This is a genomic window from Alicyclobacillus cycloheptanicus (assembly GCF_028751525.1).
Taxonomy (GTDB): domain Bacteria; phylum Bacillota; class Bacilli; order Alicyclobacillales; family Alicyclobacillaceae; genus Alicyclobacillus_L; species Alicyclobacillus_L cycloheptanicus.
This window is the reverse complement of record NZ_CP067097.1, coordinates 2,051,667-2,068,816: the sequence shown is the minus strand read 5'-3', so window position 1 is coordinate 2,068,816 and position 17,150 is coordinate 2,051,667. Positions and strand designations below refer to the sequence as shown.

General features: G+C 59.0%; 13 protein-coding genes. 3 read left to right on the top strand and 10 right to left on the bottom strand.

The genetic code is table 11. From position 1 onward, the window contains the following. The 4 genes from JI721_RS09515 to JI721_RS09500 all read right to left on the bottom strand — a co-directional run bounded on the left by JI721_RS09515 (window position 1) and on the right by JI721_RS09500 (window position 6,059). Entirely contained in the window at window positions 1–1,653 is a 1,653-nt protein-coding gene (locus JI721_RS09515; RefSeq protein ID WP_274454645.1) for a SagB/ThcOx family dehydrogenase, read from the bottom strand. Window positions 1,654–1,677: 24 nt separating this feature from the next. Then, window positions 1,678–3,630, bottom strand: a complete 1,953-nt coding sequence (locus JI721_RS09510) for a TOMM precursor leader peptide-binding protein (protein ID WP_274454644.1) — start codon at window positions 3,628–3,630, stop codon at window positions 1,678–1,680. Window positions 3,631–3,677: 47 nt separating this feature from the next. After that, window positions 3,678–5,648, bottom strand: coding sequence for a bacteriocin maturation protein (locus JI721_RS09505; protein ID WP_274454643.1), 1,971 nt, complete (start codon window positions 5,646–5,648; stop codon window positions 3,678–3,680). A gap of 198 nt (window positions 5,649–5,846) precedes the next feature. Next, complete coding sequence (locus tag JI721_RS09500; RefSeq protein ID WP_274454642.1) at window positions 5,847–6,059, bottom strand: heterocycloanthracin/sonorensin family bacteriocin; 213 nt, start codon at window positions 6,057–6,059, stop codon at window positions 5,847–5,849. A 361-nt stretch (window positions 6,060–6,420) separates the two neighbouring features. On the opposite strand from JI721_RS09500, the gene JI721_RS09495 reads away from it, so the two are divergent. Then, a complete protein-coding gene (locus JI721_RS09495; protein WP_274457776.1) occupies window positions 6,421–7,179 on the top strand; it encodes an exodeoxyribonuclease III in 759 nt (252 codons plus the stop codon). Window positions 7,180–7,582: 403 nt separating this feature from the next. Here JI721_RS09495 and JI721_RS09490 read toward each other — a convergent pair whose 3' ends face one another. The 6 genes from JI721_RS09490 to JI721_RS09465 form a co-directional block, all read right to left on the bottom strand. After that, complete coding sequence (locus JI721_RS09490) at window positions 7,583–9,544, bottom strand: S53 family peptidase (RefSeq protein ID WP_274454641.1); 1,962 nt, start codon at window positions 9,542–9,544, stop codon at window positions 7,583–7,585. 162 nt (window positions 9,545–9,706) lie between these two features. Further along, window positions 9,707–10,684 carry a magnesium transporter CorA family protein gene (locus JI721_RS09485; protein ID WP_274454640.1) on the bottom strand — a complete coding sequence of 326 codons (978 nt, stop codon included), beginning with the start codon at window positions 10,682–10,684 and terminating at the stop codon, window positions 9,707–9,709. 102 nt (window positions 10,685–10,786) lie between these two features. Next, window positions 10,787–11,500, bottom strand: coding sequence for an SGNH/GDSL hydrolase family protein (locus tag JI721_RS09480; protein ID WP_274454639.1), 714 nt, complete (start codon window positions 11,498–11,500; stop codon window positions 10,787–10,789). Between the two features lie 249 nt (window positions 11,501–11,749). After that, window positions 11,750–12,172, bottom strand: a complete 423-nt coding sequence (locus tag JI721_RS09475) for an IDEAL domain-containing protein (protein ID WP_274454638.1) — start codon at window positions 12,170–12,172, stop codon at window positions 11,750–11,752. A gap of 115 nt (window positions 12,173–12,287) precedes the next feature. After that, window positions 12,288–14,486 carry a catalase/peroxidase HPI gene (katG, locus tag JI721_RS09470; protein ID WP_274457774.1) on the bottom strand — a complete coding sequence of 733 codons (2,199 nt, stop codon included), beginning with the start codon at window positions 14,484–14,486 and terminating at the stop codon, window positions 12,288–12,290. Between the two features lie 163 nt (window positions 14,487–14,649). Beyond that, a complete protein-coding gene (locus JI721_RS09465; protein WP_274454637.1) occupies window positions 14,650–16,506 on the bottom strand; it encodes an ABC-F family ATP-binding cassette domain-containing protein in 1,857 nt (618 codons plus the stop codon). Window positions 16,507–16,758: 252 nt separating this feature from the next. Between JI721_RS09465 and JI721_RS09460 the strand changes: the two genes are divergently transcribed. Continuing rightward, a complete protein-coding gene (locus JI721_RS09460) occupies window positions 16,759–16,884 on the top strand; it encodes a hypothetical protein (protein WP_274454636.1) in 126 nt (41 codons plus the stop codon). Between the two features lie 84 nt (window positions 16,885–16,968). Then, window positions 16,969–17,100 carry a hypothetical protein gene (locus JI721_RS09455; protein WP_274454635.1) on the top strand — a complete coding sequence of 44 codons (132 nt, stop codon included), beginning with the start codon at window positions 16,969–16,971 and terminating at the stop codon, window positions 17,098–17,100. Window positions 17,101–17,150 lie beyond the last annotated feature (50 nt).

The following is a 17,150-nucleotide window of genomic DNA, read 5'->3' as shown; positions in this document are numbered from 1 at the left end:
TCACCACACCTGGAGCGTCCCTTCGAAGCGGGCGGTCTTTCGGTAGAAGCCCACGGGTACTTGAATCAGACAGGTCTCCTCGTGTGAACTCAAGTGATACGTGTCGTCGCAAACCCGCTCATCATACCCAAGCAGGGGATGCCCGTTCATTCCCAGTGCCGCGGCGGACAAGAGTAACCGCTGCAACACCACCCCGACCTCCATTTGCAGCATCCGATATCCACGCGTCCCGTACGCTGCCAAAACATCTTCCAGGGAACCGACCAAGTGGAAGCAAAGCGGAACTTGAAACAAATTCACAGTCGGGATGGGCATGCCTTGCTGCAGGCGCAGACGATGGTCGCCGGGGCGAACCAGCGTCACACTGTGCGTCTCCGGATGATAGCGATACGCACCGTCACGGATTCCGTCGACCCCATGTGCGCAAAACGCAACAGAGACGCGGGGCAAGTCATGCGGACGCCCCGGCGCCATCTCGGAGAGCTGTGCTGCGGCGCAACCCAGCGCCTCCCACAGCAGCGTCGACAATGCGGTTGAATCGACCTTCCCGAGGACAAAATCCGGCCCGGGAGAATACCGGTTGCGGCATGTGGCTGCAAAATCGCGCGGAACAAGACGTGCGGCCGGGAGCTTTACCCCGCCAGCGTCTGGGCGCTCGCTCCGCTCGGAACGCCGCTGTCTCGTTCCCACACCGTTTGGTGCGTCGTCGTGCCTGTGCAGGGCCACCTGCAGCAAATCTTTCGTGGTGTGCAGCTTGGAAGCTTCATTGACGGCGAGCAGCGTCGGGTATGGGACGATATGTTTGGACCGCTGATAATGTTTGTATTTCACTTCCGGGAGCTCCTTGCAGAGGGCTTGTGCCGATACCGCCTCCAGCCCCCCATGCTGACCCGAGCCAGCCGCCCCGATGGCATGCCCATCCGTGGTCAGAACCACTGCGGCGTACACCGACTCCTCCTGCCCGTCGAGGCCCAGCAAGTGATGGATGGCATCGTCGAGAAACTGGTACAGAACGCGCGCCTGAAACCCGAACGGTTCAGCTGCTGCGAGCAGTTGGCCAATCAGCGCTCCCGCGTCCAGCCCCTGCAGCCGGTACGAGAAGTTATGGTATTTGAAGAAGTTCTTCCAGAACATCGTTGACACGAACAACACCCCGAACGAGGTCGACAGACTGCATGGCTGCCCGAACGCGCGTTCCAAGTACCCGTCGTAGTTGCCTTCCCGCAGATAAACCAGCCGGTGGTGTGCCGCGTCGTAATGATAAACCCCCGCCTTCACCTCATCAATTTTCAAATAGGCGTACAGTTCGCTGGGATAAAGTCCGCCGCCAGACGGAACGAAACGACGGAACATCTGCGCGATGCTGTGCGGCGCGTCCGTGTCGCCTGCCGCTGGGAACACCGCATGGCACAACTGGGTGATGCCATAGCTGTCCCGGAGAAAACCGCCCACCCGGCGAAGCGTGACGCGCTGTCCATCCGCCGGCCGGACCGGCGTTTCATCCGGCGTACGATCGGGCCAAAGCGCAACGGTGGGGCGTCCTTGATACAACTTAAACGAGAGCGGCGCGTCCTCCCAGTCCACTTCGACGTCAGGCGGGCTGACCTTGTCGATGTCAAAGTGGAGATGGTGGAGAAAATCGTGAATTTGCATCGGGATCCCTCCATCAGGCAGGTCTTACGGAAAGGGGTGCGGATTGGGGTTTAAGTCTTTCCGTCTGAGGGGCCGTTGGACATACCCCAGTTTCATGGGTACGGTCAACACCCGCGGCAAATGCTCAAGCCGGGTCAGGTGGTGGCCGAACGTCATGGGCAGCATCCCGGGAATGATGACTTTCACACAATGAAGGTTGTTTCTCGCAAGTTCTGGGGATGTCTGATTGACCACGATGACCTCCAGGTTCAGTCGGTTGAACACCTGCAGCAAGTCCATCAGGTCATCCGTCAGGTCCATGTGCCTCGGCCACGTCCGGGAAAACTCGGCAACCGACTGCACGGGCCGGTTGTCATCCAGCAGAAAGCGAAGCCGCCCCGCTGCTTCCGGGAGGCCATACAACATAGAATGGTCATCCATGTGCCGAACCAGCGATGAATCCTCCAGCATCCGTAAGTACGTCGCCCGCTCCGCCTCAAGTTTCTCATCAAAGCGCAAGAGCATGCCCGCCGTCTCGTGAATCGCCCCCTTGATGGCACTCAAGGCGTCCACGTGAGCCCCCGCCGAGCACAGCAGGTGCAATCCGTGCGGCCGCGCGTTTCGGGCAATGACAAACACCGTCGGAATTCCGTTTTCCATCGTGGCATTGTAAAAGTGCAGGTCATACCCTGTCACCGTCCGAACCCGTTCAATCATCCACTGTAACGTGACGTCTTTACAGGCAGACACGTCGATTGCCGGTAACGGCAACCGGGCGTACCATGTCATCAGAAATGCGTCGCGTTCGACCAGTTCGAGGGTCCCATGGAAGACAGCTTCCACCAGACTGCCGCCGATGGCACAGCCGTTGGACGTTTCATAGACAAATCCGCCCTGGCACCCCAGGCTGTAATAGGCGAGCCGCTTTGGCACCAAAAGGGGCCGCTGCTGCGTCAAGGAGTACCCCCAAACCCAGTCCATCGCGGCGTCCTTGTCAAACGCGCGATAGGGAAAATCGGGACGCTTGTATTGCCTGGGGTCGTGCAGTCCGACCGTCACGGGGTTGAGCGCCCGGTCGCACAGATGGGCGTATGAGTCGTACACCACTGGCCGTTTCCCGCGCGGCTCATAGCCACAGTAGCGTTCCAGTCCTTCGAGTATGGCGATGGGCTCGCACACATCATAAGAATGGGCGCGCCCGGAGGCACCTTCATCTCCAATGAGCAGCGGAAGATTGACACTCACCGCGGCAAACGGCGTGACCAAGTCGTAGACTTTGCCGTTCAACAAACCTGTGCGAGCATCCAAGTAATCGTGGGCAAGCTGCTGCGACAAGTCCTCGATAGACCGGCTGCGAAAGCGGTCTGCGCTTGCCTTCCAGGTCTGGGAAAGCGCAATGCGCGCTGTTTCTTCCGTATCCTCAGGCAGTGTTCCACACACAGGACACGCGGCATCAGGCAGGATAAAGTGGCGTGTGGTGTCGAGGGTCTTCAGTCGAACGCACAGCGTATGATTCACCACGCGGCAGGTCTCAACGGCGTGCAGGATGCGCCGCACCTCGGCCACCACGAGCGCCGCCAGGTGCCGAATCCCCGTGCGCGTCGCCCAAGCATCGGGACGAGCCGTTTGTTCCGCCGCGAGTTGCATGCGAAGCTGCATCATTTCGCGGCGATCAGCCTCCGCCATGAGCATGCGTCCATCCGCACAATGGGAACATCCCGGCTGTCCAGGCTGCACCAGGGGGCCAATGTATCCGTGTCCAAAGGCGATGTACCCGCGCAGCCAAGGAAGTCGAGCCTTGCGAAATACCGCTTCGGCGGCGGCGTGAATCGCGGGGTGCCAGCCGTCGTCCAGCACCACGGCCAAGTCCGCCGCAGGGAGGCGCTCGGTGGGAACCGCCGGCAACCGCGTACAGTCACAAATCCCGTCTCGCTGCAGCCATTGACAAACCGTATCCGCAAACATCCCGCCGCCCAGTACCAACACCCGTGAGTTCATCGTGATCCTCCTCATACCAGTCGCCGCCGCCGCACGCATGCCCTCGCTCACACGCCCCTTGGGTCAACGGACACACCCACCACAGCAGCGAACACTTCGCGCAAAAAAGGTTCGGAGGCCAAGTCGAAGACCGTGAGGCGCTGGCCGGCGCGCGTGATGTTTTCCCAGGCGGCACCTACCTCTGCCCGGTCGAAACCCTCCCAGGGTTCGACGTCGATACGGGTGGTTGCCGCATCTTGCGTCAGCAGGGCTTGCAGACTTGGGTCCCCTTCGTCACCCAGAATTGCGTTCTGCAAGGACCCGCTTTCGCGCCAAAGAGCGGAATGCAACGCGCGCTGTATCGCCATCGGCAAGGACAGCCCCACCGTTCCATAGAACCGTGGAAGGCCTGCCTGGGCAGCGCTGGACGGCTTGACGCTGACCCAAACGACCGGACAGCCCATGAACTCGCTGAGCCCAAGGACCGGATCACAGCTCGCCGCACGAAGCGCCTGCAAGAAAAACCGACATCGCTCATCGCGGATTTGTCCAAGTTGGACCGCGCGGATGGCAGCGGGACGCCGACGCTCCAGACGGAAAGCGGAATCGAGCCAATCCACCAGTCCTCGTCCGATGGCTTCCGTCTGGGTACGCCCCGCACCAACCCCCAGCACCGGCTGCCCCGTGCAGCTGGCAGCGCGCCTTTTTACGTATCGCTCAATGCCAGTCAGTCCCGCTTCATAACGTGCTTCATCATGGGTCCATCCCGTCGAGCGCGTTTCCGGCAACAATTCCGCTGGCCCCGTCGACAACGGGTCAATCGGTTGCACGCGGCATTGTGCCAGGGGCAGCTGCGGCAGGTTTCCCTCATCCCAGATGTGGAACAAGCCCGTCGTACCGTGCGTCAAACGGGTAAAGAATGCCAGCACGTCGGCCATCTCGGCGCGGGGCGCATCCGCCTCCAGCTGTGCAAGGGGGTGTTCGATGTGCTCGATGCGCTCGATGTACTGGGTGTGCCCATCCCACCCCTGTGCCACCGGCGGGACGACATCGTGCCATTTCCCTTCCAGCGTCTCCACGTTCAGGGTGTATACGCGGCTTTGTGCCTTGGTCTCTACACCCGTGAGGGTCTTGAACAATTCAAAAACAAGGACATTCGCCAACACGGCACCACTCGCAGCGTCCAACTCAGCGTTCTTCAACCGTGAATCAAAGACGGTTTGATGAATTCGGCGCAACACGGCTTGAAAGGAGGGTGGCGGGTCGGACACACCCGGTTCCCGAACACTGGGCACGATGATGCCAACCCCTTCCCGCACCACCGCAGTCATCCAGGACCGGCGCACGTTGTTGCAGGCGGCTTCGATGCGGTTCAGTTCATCCATGTCTCCGGATTCGGACACAAACAGCACCATGTCCATGGTCGCGAGGAGGGCGTGCAGCCCATCGCGATCGGCAGCCTGCACACTCCAGTCCGACACAGAACCAAGGTCGTCCAAAGGTCCGTACGAAGCAGCCAGGTGTCGCAGCGGTGTGATGTCGACCGACCCTGGCGCAGTTTGCACCAGGTGGAGCGACTTGACCCCAGACTCCAGCAGGCCTGCGGCCAGCGACAGAAGGATGGGGCCGGACCCGACGGTCAGAATGCGCGCATGTCTGTACTTCTGAAACCGGTGCGCGCCTGAGCCCACCAGGTTGTCGATGAACTCAATTTGCGGTGCGAAGTGCTGAAGCACGCTGTCCGAGAGCTGATGGGGTGCATCTCCACTCACATCTCGAACGAAGCCATTGTCGTACAGGATGTCTGCAATCTGGTAGATGCGATCCCGATAGGGCGCAGGCAGTCCTTCCGTCAGGCGCTCCAAGGTCTGCCGGCCGTCGAATGCGGGCAGGAGCTTTTCAAGCCAGGACAGGACAGCGGCCCCCTCCATCCGGAATGACCCGACGTTGTTTCGAAAGTAGACTGCGCCGTCCGCGTCAGGCAAAAAGAACGTATCCGCTTTGACTTTTAAACGCATCCAAGGTTGGACACTGGCCATGGTTACCCTCCGCAAGGCGATGGTTTTGGTACAGCTTCCGTGCGTCGTCGTGCAACAAGCGCACATGAAATTTCCATTATCTTATCGTCGACGGGGTCGTTCGGTTCCACGAACAATCCCCACCCGAGCCGTATGGCTTGGATGGGGATTTGACTTGTGATACGTCTTGCTTCACCGTGAGTGTGGAGGGGAATTGGATTACCAAAAGAAGCAGCCGAAACAGCCAAAACACCCACCGCAGCGGAAGCAGCCGCCACACCCGCCGCACCCGCCGCAGCGGAAACAGCGGAAACATCCCCCGCATCGCCACTGCACCATCTCGATGTCGCCGCTCTGGTCGGCAGGCTTCACCTTGTCGGCCCGTAAATCACCCAGGTCGAGCTTTTGAATTTCCTTCTTGAAGTCGTCCATGTACCCACCTCCTTCGAGCAACAGACGGCGAATCCCCACACCGTGCGCCGTGCGCCGTGCGCCGTGCGCCGCGCGCCGTCGGCCCCGTCCGACCCCGCGTCCAGCCATCCACCTTCTCATCGGTTGATATACCTGTATGAAGGCGTCCGCACGCCCGTCAAGGCCTCTTACCTTGAATCAAACACCCATTTCCAACTCGCAAAGGCCCGCCGACCTCAGTGGAACCGATCGAAAACAGCACGAGCGCCCCGCTCGTGGCGTCCGACGTAGGCAGCGCGGGCCTGTCCAAGAGATTGTTCAACGCGCGCCGCATTTGCTAAACTAGGGCACAACATCAGCCAACAGTAAGGGGATTGGAACACTGAAACTTGTATCGTGGAATGTCAACGGTTTGCGATCGTGCGTCAACAAGGGATTCTATGACTACTTCCGTGAAATCGACGCAGATCTGTTCTGCGTGCAGGAGACGAAACTGCAGGAAGGACAAATCGAGCTGGATCTCGGAGACGCCTACCAGCAGTATTGGAACTATGCCGAAAAGAAGGGATACTCGGGAACGGCTGTGTTCACGAAGGTCACGCCGCGATCGGTTCGTTACGGACTCGAAGAAGAATCTGAGCCTGAGGGCCGAATCATCACCCTCGAATTTGATTCGTTCTATCTCGTCACTGTGTATACGCCGAATGCGAAACGAGATTTGTCCAGGCTGGCATATCGGCTGGAATGGGAGGAACGTTTTCGAAAGTATGTCCTCGGGCTGGATGCGAAAAAGCCTGTCATCATCTGCGGCGATCTGAATGTGGCGCACCAGGAAATTGACCTCAAGAATGCAAAGGGAAACCGCGGAAACTCGGGCTTTACAGAGGAAGAGCGCGAAAAGATGACGCTGCTCCTCGATTCCGGTTTTACGGACTCCTTCCGATATTTGTATCCGGACCGCACCGACGCCTACTCGTGGTGGTCGAACATGCCCGGAGTGCGTGAACGAAACGTAGGATGGCGAATCGACTACTTTCTGGTGTCATCACGCCTGCGCCCCGCCATCCTGGAAGCGCGCATCGATTCCCACATTTTCGGAAGCGACCACTGCCCGATTTTGCTGGAGATGAAAGATTTTTAGAGGCGGGGGGATTGAGGTGAAGGATAGGCGCCCTAGCCTCCGCCGATTCGGACGTCGCGGGCGAGCTTAAGGCAGGAAATGCTCCCTATCCTCCTCCGATTCGGACGTCGCGGGTGAGCTTAAGGCAGGAAATGCTCCCTATCCTCCTCCGATCCGGCCGTCGCGGGCGGACTTAAGGCAGGAAATGCTCCCTATCCCCCACCGGGCCACCCGCCGCGGGCGAACTTAAGGCGGGAATGGCTCCCTATCCTCCTCCGATCCGGCCGCCGCGGGCGAGCTTAAGGCGGGAAGGGCTCCCTAGCCTCCGCCGGGCCGCCCCCCTCGGCACACGCCCCAACGCTACCCCCCCACCAATCCGCCCATACGGTGGCCGGCCTTATGGTGGCCGGCCGTCCTAATTGCGTTACTTCGCGCTTCCCGCGACAAAGTCGGCTGCCAGCTTCGCCACATCCGGCGTGCCGAGCCCCGTTGCAGGGTTATAAATGGTGCCGGGCGTACCGCTGTAGTACAGGTTGTCGTTGCTCGTGCCGGTTGTGTCCAGCGGATGCAGCGGAGATGCATGCTGTTTCGCAAAGCTGTAGATTTGCGGGTTCCAGAACCCGACGCGCCCGTGATTGGCCGTGTTGATAAGTGCAGCGATACCGTTCAACTGGGGCGCTACGAAGCTTGTTCCTCCCCAGCCAGCCGACCAGTTGGGAATCCCCGCATTTTCCAGCGATGTCCCGGAGAACAGGGTGCTGTAGATGGCATACCCGGTGTACGGGTCCGCATTCATCGAAAGATCCGGCATTGCACGCCCGCCGTTGCTGGTTCCCGTGACGACAGGCGGCGTTGGGTTAAAGCTCCAGGCCGAATTCTGGTCAATCGGCGTAAACCACTGCACGGCACTGTAACGATTCACGCCGCTGATGCCCTGCTGGTAACTCGGTTCCGCGAAGATGTCACTGTAGCCGCCGTTGCCGCCAGCCGCGTTTTCTTCAGCCCAGGTTTGTTCATCTGGGGCACCAAACTCCTGCCACAGCGGGAACAAATAATCCCAGGCCCAGGCCCGTTCCGCCGGGATCGAGATGCCAAGGGACTGCAGTATCGGGCTGTCCGAACTCGGCAGGGTGGTTCCCCCGGCCGCTGTCACGTACGGACTGTCCGCAGGGTTGCCGACACTGAGGTCGGTGGTGCCGAGATCACTGGTGGCCTGATAAGCGCCGTAGTCGCCGGTCGCAGCGAAGTTGCTGATGCCCTGCGCCGCTGCCTCTTCAAACGCCTCATTGAAAGCCTGCGCGTAATTTGGCGTCTCCTGGCCGCTCGCCACCATCGCATTCACGGCGTCTTCACTCAGCCCCCAACTGGCGGAGAGTGAACCAACCTTGTTCTCTGATGCGGCATCAAAGAACGCGTCCACAAACCCGTAGTCTGTATTGGGTGCCTGATAGACAATGATGTTGGCATCGGGCGCCAAGGCACCAGACTGTTCCACATCCAGCGTCGTCTCATCCGAACCGGCAGCCAGCGAAGGCGTTCCCGCGCCCCCGTCCACATTCACCAGCGAGATGCGGCTGCTCGACGACGGGATGCCGTAGGCGTTCCAAAAGGCGTATGCGTCACTCGGGTTGAGGCTGGCCAATGTGACGATCCCGATGGTTTGACCCTGGCCCAGGTCGCCTTTCTTGATGAGCGGCGACACGTCATACAAATTCTCCAAGTCCTGCGGCGTCTCGACGTTGGCCGGCGTGTTGGCGCCGTCCGCAGGCGTATACGACACGGCCCCCTTCTGCAAAACCGAGGCCGAGGTATGCACGGCGCTTGACGTAAACGGCGCATAATTGGTCAGGCCGAGCACCGCCAACACCACGTTTGCGATGCTGGAGGGTACCTTCGGGTTCTGTTTGACGCCGTGAAATTTCTGACCCTTGTACTGCATGTTCTGCAACGTCACACCGAACGCCTGATTGAACTGTCCGGCTGTGCCATTCAATGTAATATCCAAGTTATCTGGATAGACTTGCGATGTAATACCGTAGGACTGAAAATACGAGACAATGGCCTGAATCACCTGCGGGGATTGACCGTACGCCTGTGCGAACTGCTGTGTGGTAAGAAACTTCCGATAGTTCGGGCTGCCCGGTGTCACGGTTTGTTGAATGTATGTGTCGAGCTGCGACTCATTTCTGGTTTTGAGAATGATGCTGACCGTCACGGGCTGGTCGGCCGGGGTATCCCCAAACACCGTGGCATTTTGAGCCGCGGGTGATGCAACCCCCTGGGAAACGGTTTGATTGGCCATTGCTGGCGTCGCAGCCGCAAACAGCAATCCGCTGGCGGTGAGCGATGCACTGGTGACCGCGATCCACGCCTTTTTCTTCATCATGAGGCACCTCCTGGGCTTCGAGTCAAAGCACAAACCTTCCAAAATGTTTGATATGTATCGTGTATATCATACGGTATCACGGCCGGTCTACAAAATTTGTCGACGTATGACGGAGACAAAGAAAACATTACGCAACATGGCCGCGGCGCATGCCTGTCTGCGTCAAATCCACTTTCGTTTCTTGAATTGGTAGAGCATCCCAACGGACAAAGCCGCCATTACCAGGATGACAACCACGGTCATCCACCAGGACCGCTGAAACGGCAGCGGCACATTCATGCCAAAAATCCCAGTGATGAACGTCATCATGGCCGTCAACGTCGTGATAATCGTCAGAACCCGCATGGTCTCATTCGTCTTGGCGGTTCCCAGCGAGGAATAGGTGTCCAGTGCACCCTGAACCAGGTCCCGGAAGACTTCGACAGAATCCGTGATGCGCTCGAGATGGTCGGACAAATCCATGTAGTACGGCCGGATTTCCGGTCGAACCGTGAACGAAAACGGCGCATTGACATTGGCGAAAATCCGCCGCTGCGGCTCAATCGCTTTGCGGATCAGCACAATGGTGCGTTTCAAGGCCAGAAATTCCTCCGTAATCGCCAGCGCAGGGTGCTCATACATTTCATCCTCCAGTTCGTCGATGCGCATCGACAGCCGTTCAATGATTGGAAAATAGGTATCGGTGATACCATCCACAATGGAATACAGCAAATACTCCGGCCCCTTGCTCATCAAGGTTGGGTCGGTGTGAGACTTTGCCGCAATCATGCCAATCGAGTGAATCGCATGCTGGTGCACCGTGACGATGAAATTCTTCCCCAAAAAGACGTTCAATTCTTCAATCGTGATTTCGTGGTCGCTGTGCTCGTCATATTTCAAAGAATGAAGTTCAAAAAAGTCATACCGGTCATACCGATCGACCTTCGAACGGGGAGACTCATAGATGCAGTCCTCAATGGCGAGGGGATGGAATTGAAATACGTCGGCAATGGCCTTCAGTTCGGCTGGATCGGCCGGATCCCAATTATACACATCAATCCACAGTTGAAAGTTCTCGTTGTGGATGAACGCTGGAATTTCATCCAGACGGCAGTCATGCCGAATCACTTGCGCTTGCGCATCGTAGACATAAAACTTCATCAAAGGTCAGATAACCCCCCGCGGTCTGCCGCTTCTGTAATCATAAGCTGGCTTTTCACCGCGGGGGCTATGCACGCAGGGGCTGTGCACCGCGCATGGGCCTCAGGCTAAGAACGCCTCCTGTTCCACCAGCGGCACAACCCCCAGCTTCTTCAGCGCTGAAAACACCGTTCGACTCAGGTGCTGATAGCCAGCCGCGGTGAGATGAATGCCATCGTCACTCAGCATCGTTCGCCAAAACTCAACGGCTTCATCCTCGGCGCGCACATCAATTTGGTCGACCCGGAGCTCCTCGAGACACTTGCGCAGCGCTTTGTCATACCGATTGTGCCAGTATTCTATGCCGCCGCAGCGCGCAATCCAATGGGAGATTTGTTTACCAAAACGTGTGGAAAGGCGTTGATAATAGCGAACGGGGTCGAGCGGGAGGAGGGTCAACACAATGGGCCGTGCGCCGATTCTCTGTACGGCCTGGACGATATGCCCCATGTTTTTGAGATAGCGTTCGATTGGCACATTGGGGACGTGTTCTTCGTCCGGGGCTTCCGACACCTCTTGCCAACGGAAGTCAGCGTCGTTGGCCCCAATTTCAATCAGTACGACATCCGGTTGCTGCGACAGCACATCCTTGTCAAGCCGCTGCAGAAGCGAATCCGAATTGTCATTGAAGGCGCCGCTGTTGACGACGTCGATCCCTTCATACGCTTCCAAAAGGGACTGAAGCAAAGACGGATACGTTTCGCGTACAATCCGCAGGCGCCCACGAATGTAGGAAACCCCTCGGGTCAGGCTGTCGCCCGCACACACAACTCGCATACCTGCGCACCCCCTTCTTCCACTTCATCACTAACTTTCAATTTATCAACACATGAACATTGTAGCACTTCACCTGCAGACATGCCGAACGCTGCACACCCCAATGGGTACGCAGACCCAAAAAGGGCGTCCCCAACCGCCCCTGGCACCTGGTACCGTTGGGATCGCGCCTGTTACGTCGAGGGCCCCTGTGCTTGAACGGCGGCCTCGACGATTCTGCGGCGCGCTGACCGCGCACGCCCATGCGGCTCACTCCACGCGGTCCAGTTTCAGCACCGCGACGGTACTTGCAAGCAGGGATTGAAACCACGCCGGCGGGTCCAGTTTTGGGCCATTGGACGGACGTGGATAGAACTTGGCCTCAATGTCTCCTGACCACCCCAGGGGAATCCTGATTTCTCCGATGTACAAGACGCCGTTGATGGTGTCCCGAAAACGGTAGTTCACGTATGGACGGAGGGCCATCGTGTCGTACAGACGCAAATCCCAGAAATGCGGGTCCTCTGCGAGAAACGCCAGTGGGTCAGCCGTTTCCACCGGCTCATCTCCCGTATCCAGCACAAACGCTTTCCAGTTGGGGCCTGTCAAGTTGCGAAACGCTTCTTTGTCTCCGGCCTCGAGCGCCTGGTCGATCATCAATCTCCGCAACAGGTTCAGGGTCTCATCCGCCACACTGAACACCCCCGTTGTGTACTCCACAGAGCCCTTATCACGGTGACAAGGGCTCTGTCGGTCAGCTGCCGTCCTGCGAAGAACCTGGGAGAAACCGTTCAGCTTCCTTGCACAGCTATCCAACCACCTGGCTTTGCGCCGCCGATTGCCTCCTCTGCAAGTCAAAGCGGTCGGCATTCATGACCTTGACCCACGCGGCGATAAAATCACGCACAAACTTCTCCTGGTTGTCGTCCTGCGCATACACCTCCGCCAGGGCGCGAAGAATTGAGTTGGAGCCAAACACGAGGTCCACCACCGTTGCCGTCCAGCGCAACTCACCTGTTTGTCGATCACGCCCTTCAAAGACACCGCCTTCCACTGGCTGCCACGCCACGCGCATATCCAGCAAGTTGACAAAGAAGTCATTCGTCAGCACACCGACCCGGTCGGTGAAAACGCCGTGCTTTGTACCGCCATAATTGGTCCCGAGAACCCGCATGCCGCCCACCAGGACCGTCATTTCAGGTGCGGTGAGATTCAGCAGCTGCGCCTTGTCAACCAGGAGGTCGGCCGCATGGACCCCATAGGGCTGCTTCTGGTAATTCCGAAACCCGTCCGCGACCGGTTCGAGTACCGCAAAGCTCTCGACATCCGTCTGGTCTTGTGTGGCGTCACCGCGCCCGGGCACAAACGGAACCGTGACATCAACCCCCGCGTCCCGCGCCGCCTTCTCCACGGCCGCGCTGCCGCCAAGCACAATCAAATCGGCAAGGCTGACCTGCTTCTCCTGCTGCTGTTGAATGCGTTCCAGTACGGCTAGTACGTTTGCCAGTTGTTCTGGTTGATTCACTTCCCAGTCCTTTTGCGGCGCGAGACGAATGCGCGCCCCATTGGCGCCACCGCGCAGGTCCGACCCGCGGAAGGTGCTGGCGGACGCCCAGGCGGTCGTGACCAACTCGCCGACCGTCAACCCGGAAGCCAAAATTTGCGCTTTGAGCGCCGCGATGTCTGCATCCGTCAATTCCGTGTCCACGTGCGGTATCGGGTCCTGCCAAATGAATTCTTCTTCCGGAACCTCCGGGCCCAAATACCTCACGCGGGGGCCCATGTCGCGGTGCGTGAGTTTAAACCAGGCACGCGCAAACGCGTCCGCAAACGCTTCTGGGTTCTCGTAGAAGCGGCGGGTAATCTTCGCATATTCCGGGTCTTCCCGCAGCGCAATGTCGGTGGTGAGCATCATCGTTGGCACACGAACGGACGGGTCTTCCGGGTCGGGTGCGAGGTGCTCGGGTGCGGGGTCGACTGGCGCCCACTGATACGCGCCGGCAGGGCTCTTGGTCAGCTTCCATTCATAGCGCAACAGCATCTCAAAATAACCATTGTCCCACTTGGTTGGATTGGGCGTCCAGGCGCCTTCCAGACCGCTGCCGATGGCGTCTTTGCCCTTCCCCGTACCGTACCGGCTTTGCCACCCGATGCCCATCGCCTCCAGCGGGGCGGCCTCCGGCTCACGCCCGACCAAGGCCGCGTCCCCTGCACCGTGCGCCTTGCCAAACGTATGCCCTCCTGCGATGAGCGCCACCGTCTCTTCATCGTTCATCGCCATTCGCCGGAAGGTCTCGCGAATGTCGCGCGCGGCAGCCAGGGGGTCGGGCTTGCCGTTTGGTCCCTCCGGATTGACATAGATGAGCCCCATCTGCACCGCCGCAAGGGGATGCTGCAGATCGCGATCGCCAGAATACCGCTGGTCGCCCAGCCACTCTGTCTCCGGCCCCCAGTAGATGTCTTCCTCCGGGTGCCACACGTCCCGCCGTCCGCCGCCGAACCCGATGATTTTGCCGCCCATGGATTCGATGGCCACGTTGCCGGCCAAAATCATCAAATCGGCCCAGGAAATCTTGTTGCCATACTTCTTCTTGATGGGCCACAGGAGTCGGCGCGCCCGGTCCAGCAGGACATTGTCCGGCCAGCTATTGAGCGGGGCGAACCGCTGTGTGCCTGTTCCTGCGCCGCCGCGGCCGTCGCCGATGCGGTACGTGCCTGCAGAATGCCAGGCCATCCGAATGAACAATGGACCGTAATGGCCGTAGTCCGCAGGCCACCAATCCTGGCTGTCCGTCATCAGCTCGCGCAGGTCTCGCTTGAGCCCCTGGTAATCCAATTGTTCAAACGCCTGGGCATAATCGAAGTCTTCGTCCATCGGATCCGACTTTCGGTCGTGTTGACGCAGAATACTCAAGTTTAACTGGGTTGGCCACCAGTCTCTATTCGACGGTCCGCGAGATAAGTTCGTCGCAGCGCCTCCATGCATGACCGGACACTGTCCCGCCATGGCGGTGTCTTTCACGTCCACATACTCGACCCCTTCCTGTCCGGAATTTTCAGATTCCTAACGTTAGATTCCTAACGTTGAAGATCGACTCTATCTCTATGCGACGTGGACATTGACAATGCCACCGTAAAGGGCGGGCTCCCTTGCATCGCACGGAGCTCCCCTACATCTGCCGGCTCCGTTCGATTTCCTCCGCCCGCTCATTCAGGTAGGTCCAGCGGTCCATGAGTTCGTTGAGCCGGGCTTCCAGTGCCTGTTGGTCTTCGAACAAAGTCTGCAGCCGCCCAACGTCTCCGCCGGCCTCTTCCATCTGACGCAAAACCTCCGCGAGCGCCGCCTCCATTTGTGCGATGCGGTCTTCAATCTCGTCGTATTCCTTCTGCTCCTTATAGGTGAACTTGAGGGTGGCGCGTTCCTTGCGGACGCTCTTTTGCCCCGCTGCAGGCTGCGGTTCAGGCTGCGAAGAGGCCTCAGGGCGGGCCTTCGGACGGTCTTCGGGACGGCTGACCTGCGGCTTTGCATCCCGCCGCTTCGAGAGGTAGTCGGTGTAATTCCCCGTGGACACTGAAATCTGGCCGGCGCCTTCGCAGGCGAAGACTTTGTCGACGACGTGATCGAGAAAATACCGGTCGTGTGAGACCACGACAACGGCGCCCGGAAAATCCGCCAGGAACGCTTCCAGGACGGTCAGCGTGGGAATGTCGAGGTCGTTGGTGGGCTCATCCAACAGCAGCACATTGGGCGCGGACACCAAGGCCCGGAGCAAGGCGAGCCTGCGCTTTTCTCCCCCGGACAACTTGCCGATGGGCATCCACTGCAGCGCCGGCGGAAACAGAAACCGCTCCAGCACCTGGGCGGCATCCAGCCGCTGCCCGTCTGCGGTCTCGACGGACTCGGCCGCTTCCCGGATGTACGCAATCACCCTTTGATTGCCATCCAACACTTCGTGCTCCTGCGCAAAGTAGCCGATTTTCACCGTCGGCCCAATCGTCACAGAGCCGCTGTCCGGCAGCAGCTGGCCGGCCATGAGCTTGAGCAGGGTGGACTTCCCGCTGCCGTTCGACCCCACGATGCCAATCCGGTCCCCGCGAGTGACGATGCAGCTCAAATCATCGACCACCGGGTGTCCGTCGAAGGACTTGGTGACGTGATGCAGTTCAATGACCTTGCTGCCTAACCTGGAACCCGCCAGTGCTACCTCCACCGTCTGCTCGGTGTCATTCGGCTGCTGCTCCAGGATTTCGTAATACCGTTCTGTTCTCGCCTTTTGCTTCGTGCCCCGGGCCTTGGGCCCGCGCTGAATCCACTTCTGTTCATTGCGCAGAAAGTTTTGCCGCTTCTCCTCCGATGCCTGCGCCTGCGCCGCGCGCGCCAGCTTCGCCTGCACAAACGCTTCGTAGCCGCCGACAGATTGATACAGCTTCGCGTGGTCGAGTTCGAAAATGCGGTTCGCGACGCTGTCCAAAAAATAGCGGTCATGGGTGACCATGAACAGGGCGCCCGTGCGTTTCCGGAGGTACGCTGCCAGCCACGCGACGCGTTCGTCGTCCATGTGGTTGGTGGGCTCATCCAGCACGAGCAAATCACACGGCTGAATCAACGCGCGGGCCAGCGCAATTTGCTTGCGCTGCCCGCCAGAGAGCGAACCCAAGGCGGCATCAAAATCGAAGATGCCAAGCTGCGTGAGCACGGCCTTGGCCTCATGTTCGAGCTGCCATGCACCTTGTTCAGCCAACGATGTATGCCGATCGCGATTCAACACCTGGTCGAGGACCGTTGCGTCGGGCTGGAAGCTTGGTTCTTGTGGCAGGTAATGCACGGTGACACGTCCGCCCAGGGTCACCGTCCCTGCGTCCGGCGCATCCACGCCCGCCGCGATTTTCAGCAGCGTCGATTTCCCCGCACCGTTGACGCCAATCAGGCCGATGCGGTCCCCTTCGTCAATCCCGAAGGAAATCTGGTCAAACAACGTCTTCTCGCCATAGGTTTTGACAATCTCATGCACTGAAAGAAGGTTCATGCTCGCCCTGCCTGTTCGTCATATTCGTATGCCCCTTACGATATCAGACTCTCGGCTGCGAAGTAAGACGTGCAGAAATTTCCACCTGCCCGGTTCGACGAAGGCGCGGCTCGGCGCGGACCTCCGACCGCCCCGGCCTCTTGTCCACGGTGATTCGCCAAAATCGGGCGCGCGAGCCATGTCATATGACCTTAGAGGGGACAATCCTCGGGGCATACAACTAAACAGACACCAACAGAAGGAGGGAAATTTATGTACGGAACATTTGGCGGATACACCCGCTGGGCTGTCGTGTTCTTGATTATCTTCGTGCTGTTCTTCCTGCTTGTTCCAGCCGTTGGTTATGGGGCAGCCTCCAGCTGTGCAGGCGCGTACTAATCACACGCCCGCCGCAATGTGCGGGCGCCAGCCAGTTGTCGTACACTCCCTGAATGGAAACGAAGCATAAGGAGGAATTGTCGCATGTACGGAGTCTTTGGTGGCTACACACAGTGGGCTGTGGTGTTCTTGATTATCTTTGTGCTGTTCTTCTTGTTTGTACCCGCGGTCGGCTATGGCGCAGCTTCCAGCTGCAGCTGTGCGGGCGCGTACTGAAACAGAAAAACCAGGTTACGCTTCAGATTGTCGGGAAAGGCCCACGCTTG

Excerpts from the sequence above, each read along its gene's own strand:
- katG (WP_274457774.1), bottom strand. The coding sequence starts at position 14,486 with ATGGCGGGACAGTGTCCGGTCATGCATGGAGGCGCTGCGACGAACTTA.
- JI721_RS09480 (WP_274454639.1), bottom strand. The coding sequence starts at position 11,500 with ATGCGAGTTGTGTGTGCGGGCGACAGCCTGACCCGAGGGGTTTCCTAC.
- JI721_RS09500 (WP_274454642.1), bottom strand. The coding sequence starts at position 6,059 with ATGGACGACTTCAAGAAGGAAATTCAAAAGCTCGACCTGGGTGATTTA.
- JI721_RS09515 (WP_274454645.1), bottom strand. The coding sequence starts at position 1,653 with ATGCAAATTCACGATTTTCTCCACCATCTCCACTTTGACATCGACAAG.
- JI721_RS09510 (WP_274454644.1), bottom strand. The coding sequence starts at position 3,630 with ATGAACTCACGGGTGTTGGTACTGGGCGGCGGGATGTTTGCGGATACG.
- JI721_RS09455 (WP_274454635.1), top strand. The coding sequence starts at position 16,969 with ATGTACGGAGTCTTTGGTGGCTACACACAGTGGGCTGTGGTGTTCTTG.
- JI721_RS09505 (WP_274454643.1), bottom strand. The coding sequence starts at position 5,648 with ATGGCCAGTGTCCAACCTTGGATGCGTTTAAAAGTCAAAGCGGATACG.
- JI721_RS09485 (WP_274454640.1), bottom strand. The coding sequence starts at position 10,684 with ATGAAGTTTTATGTCTACGATGCGCAAGCGCAAGTGATTCGGCATGAC.
- JI721_RS09490 (WP_274454641.1), bottom strand. The coding sequence starts at position 9,544 with ATGATGAAGAAAAAGGCGTGGATCGCGGTCACCAGTGCATCGCTCACC.
- JI721_RS09465 (WP_274454637.1), bottom strand. The coding sequence starts at position 16,506 with ATGAACCTTCTTTCAGTGCATGAGATTGTCAAAACCTATGGCGAGAAG.
- JI721_RS09460 (WP_274454636.1), top strand. The coding sequence starts at position 16,759 with ATGTACGGAACATTTGGCGGATACACCCGCTGGGCTGTCGTGTTCTTG.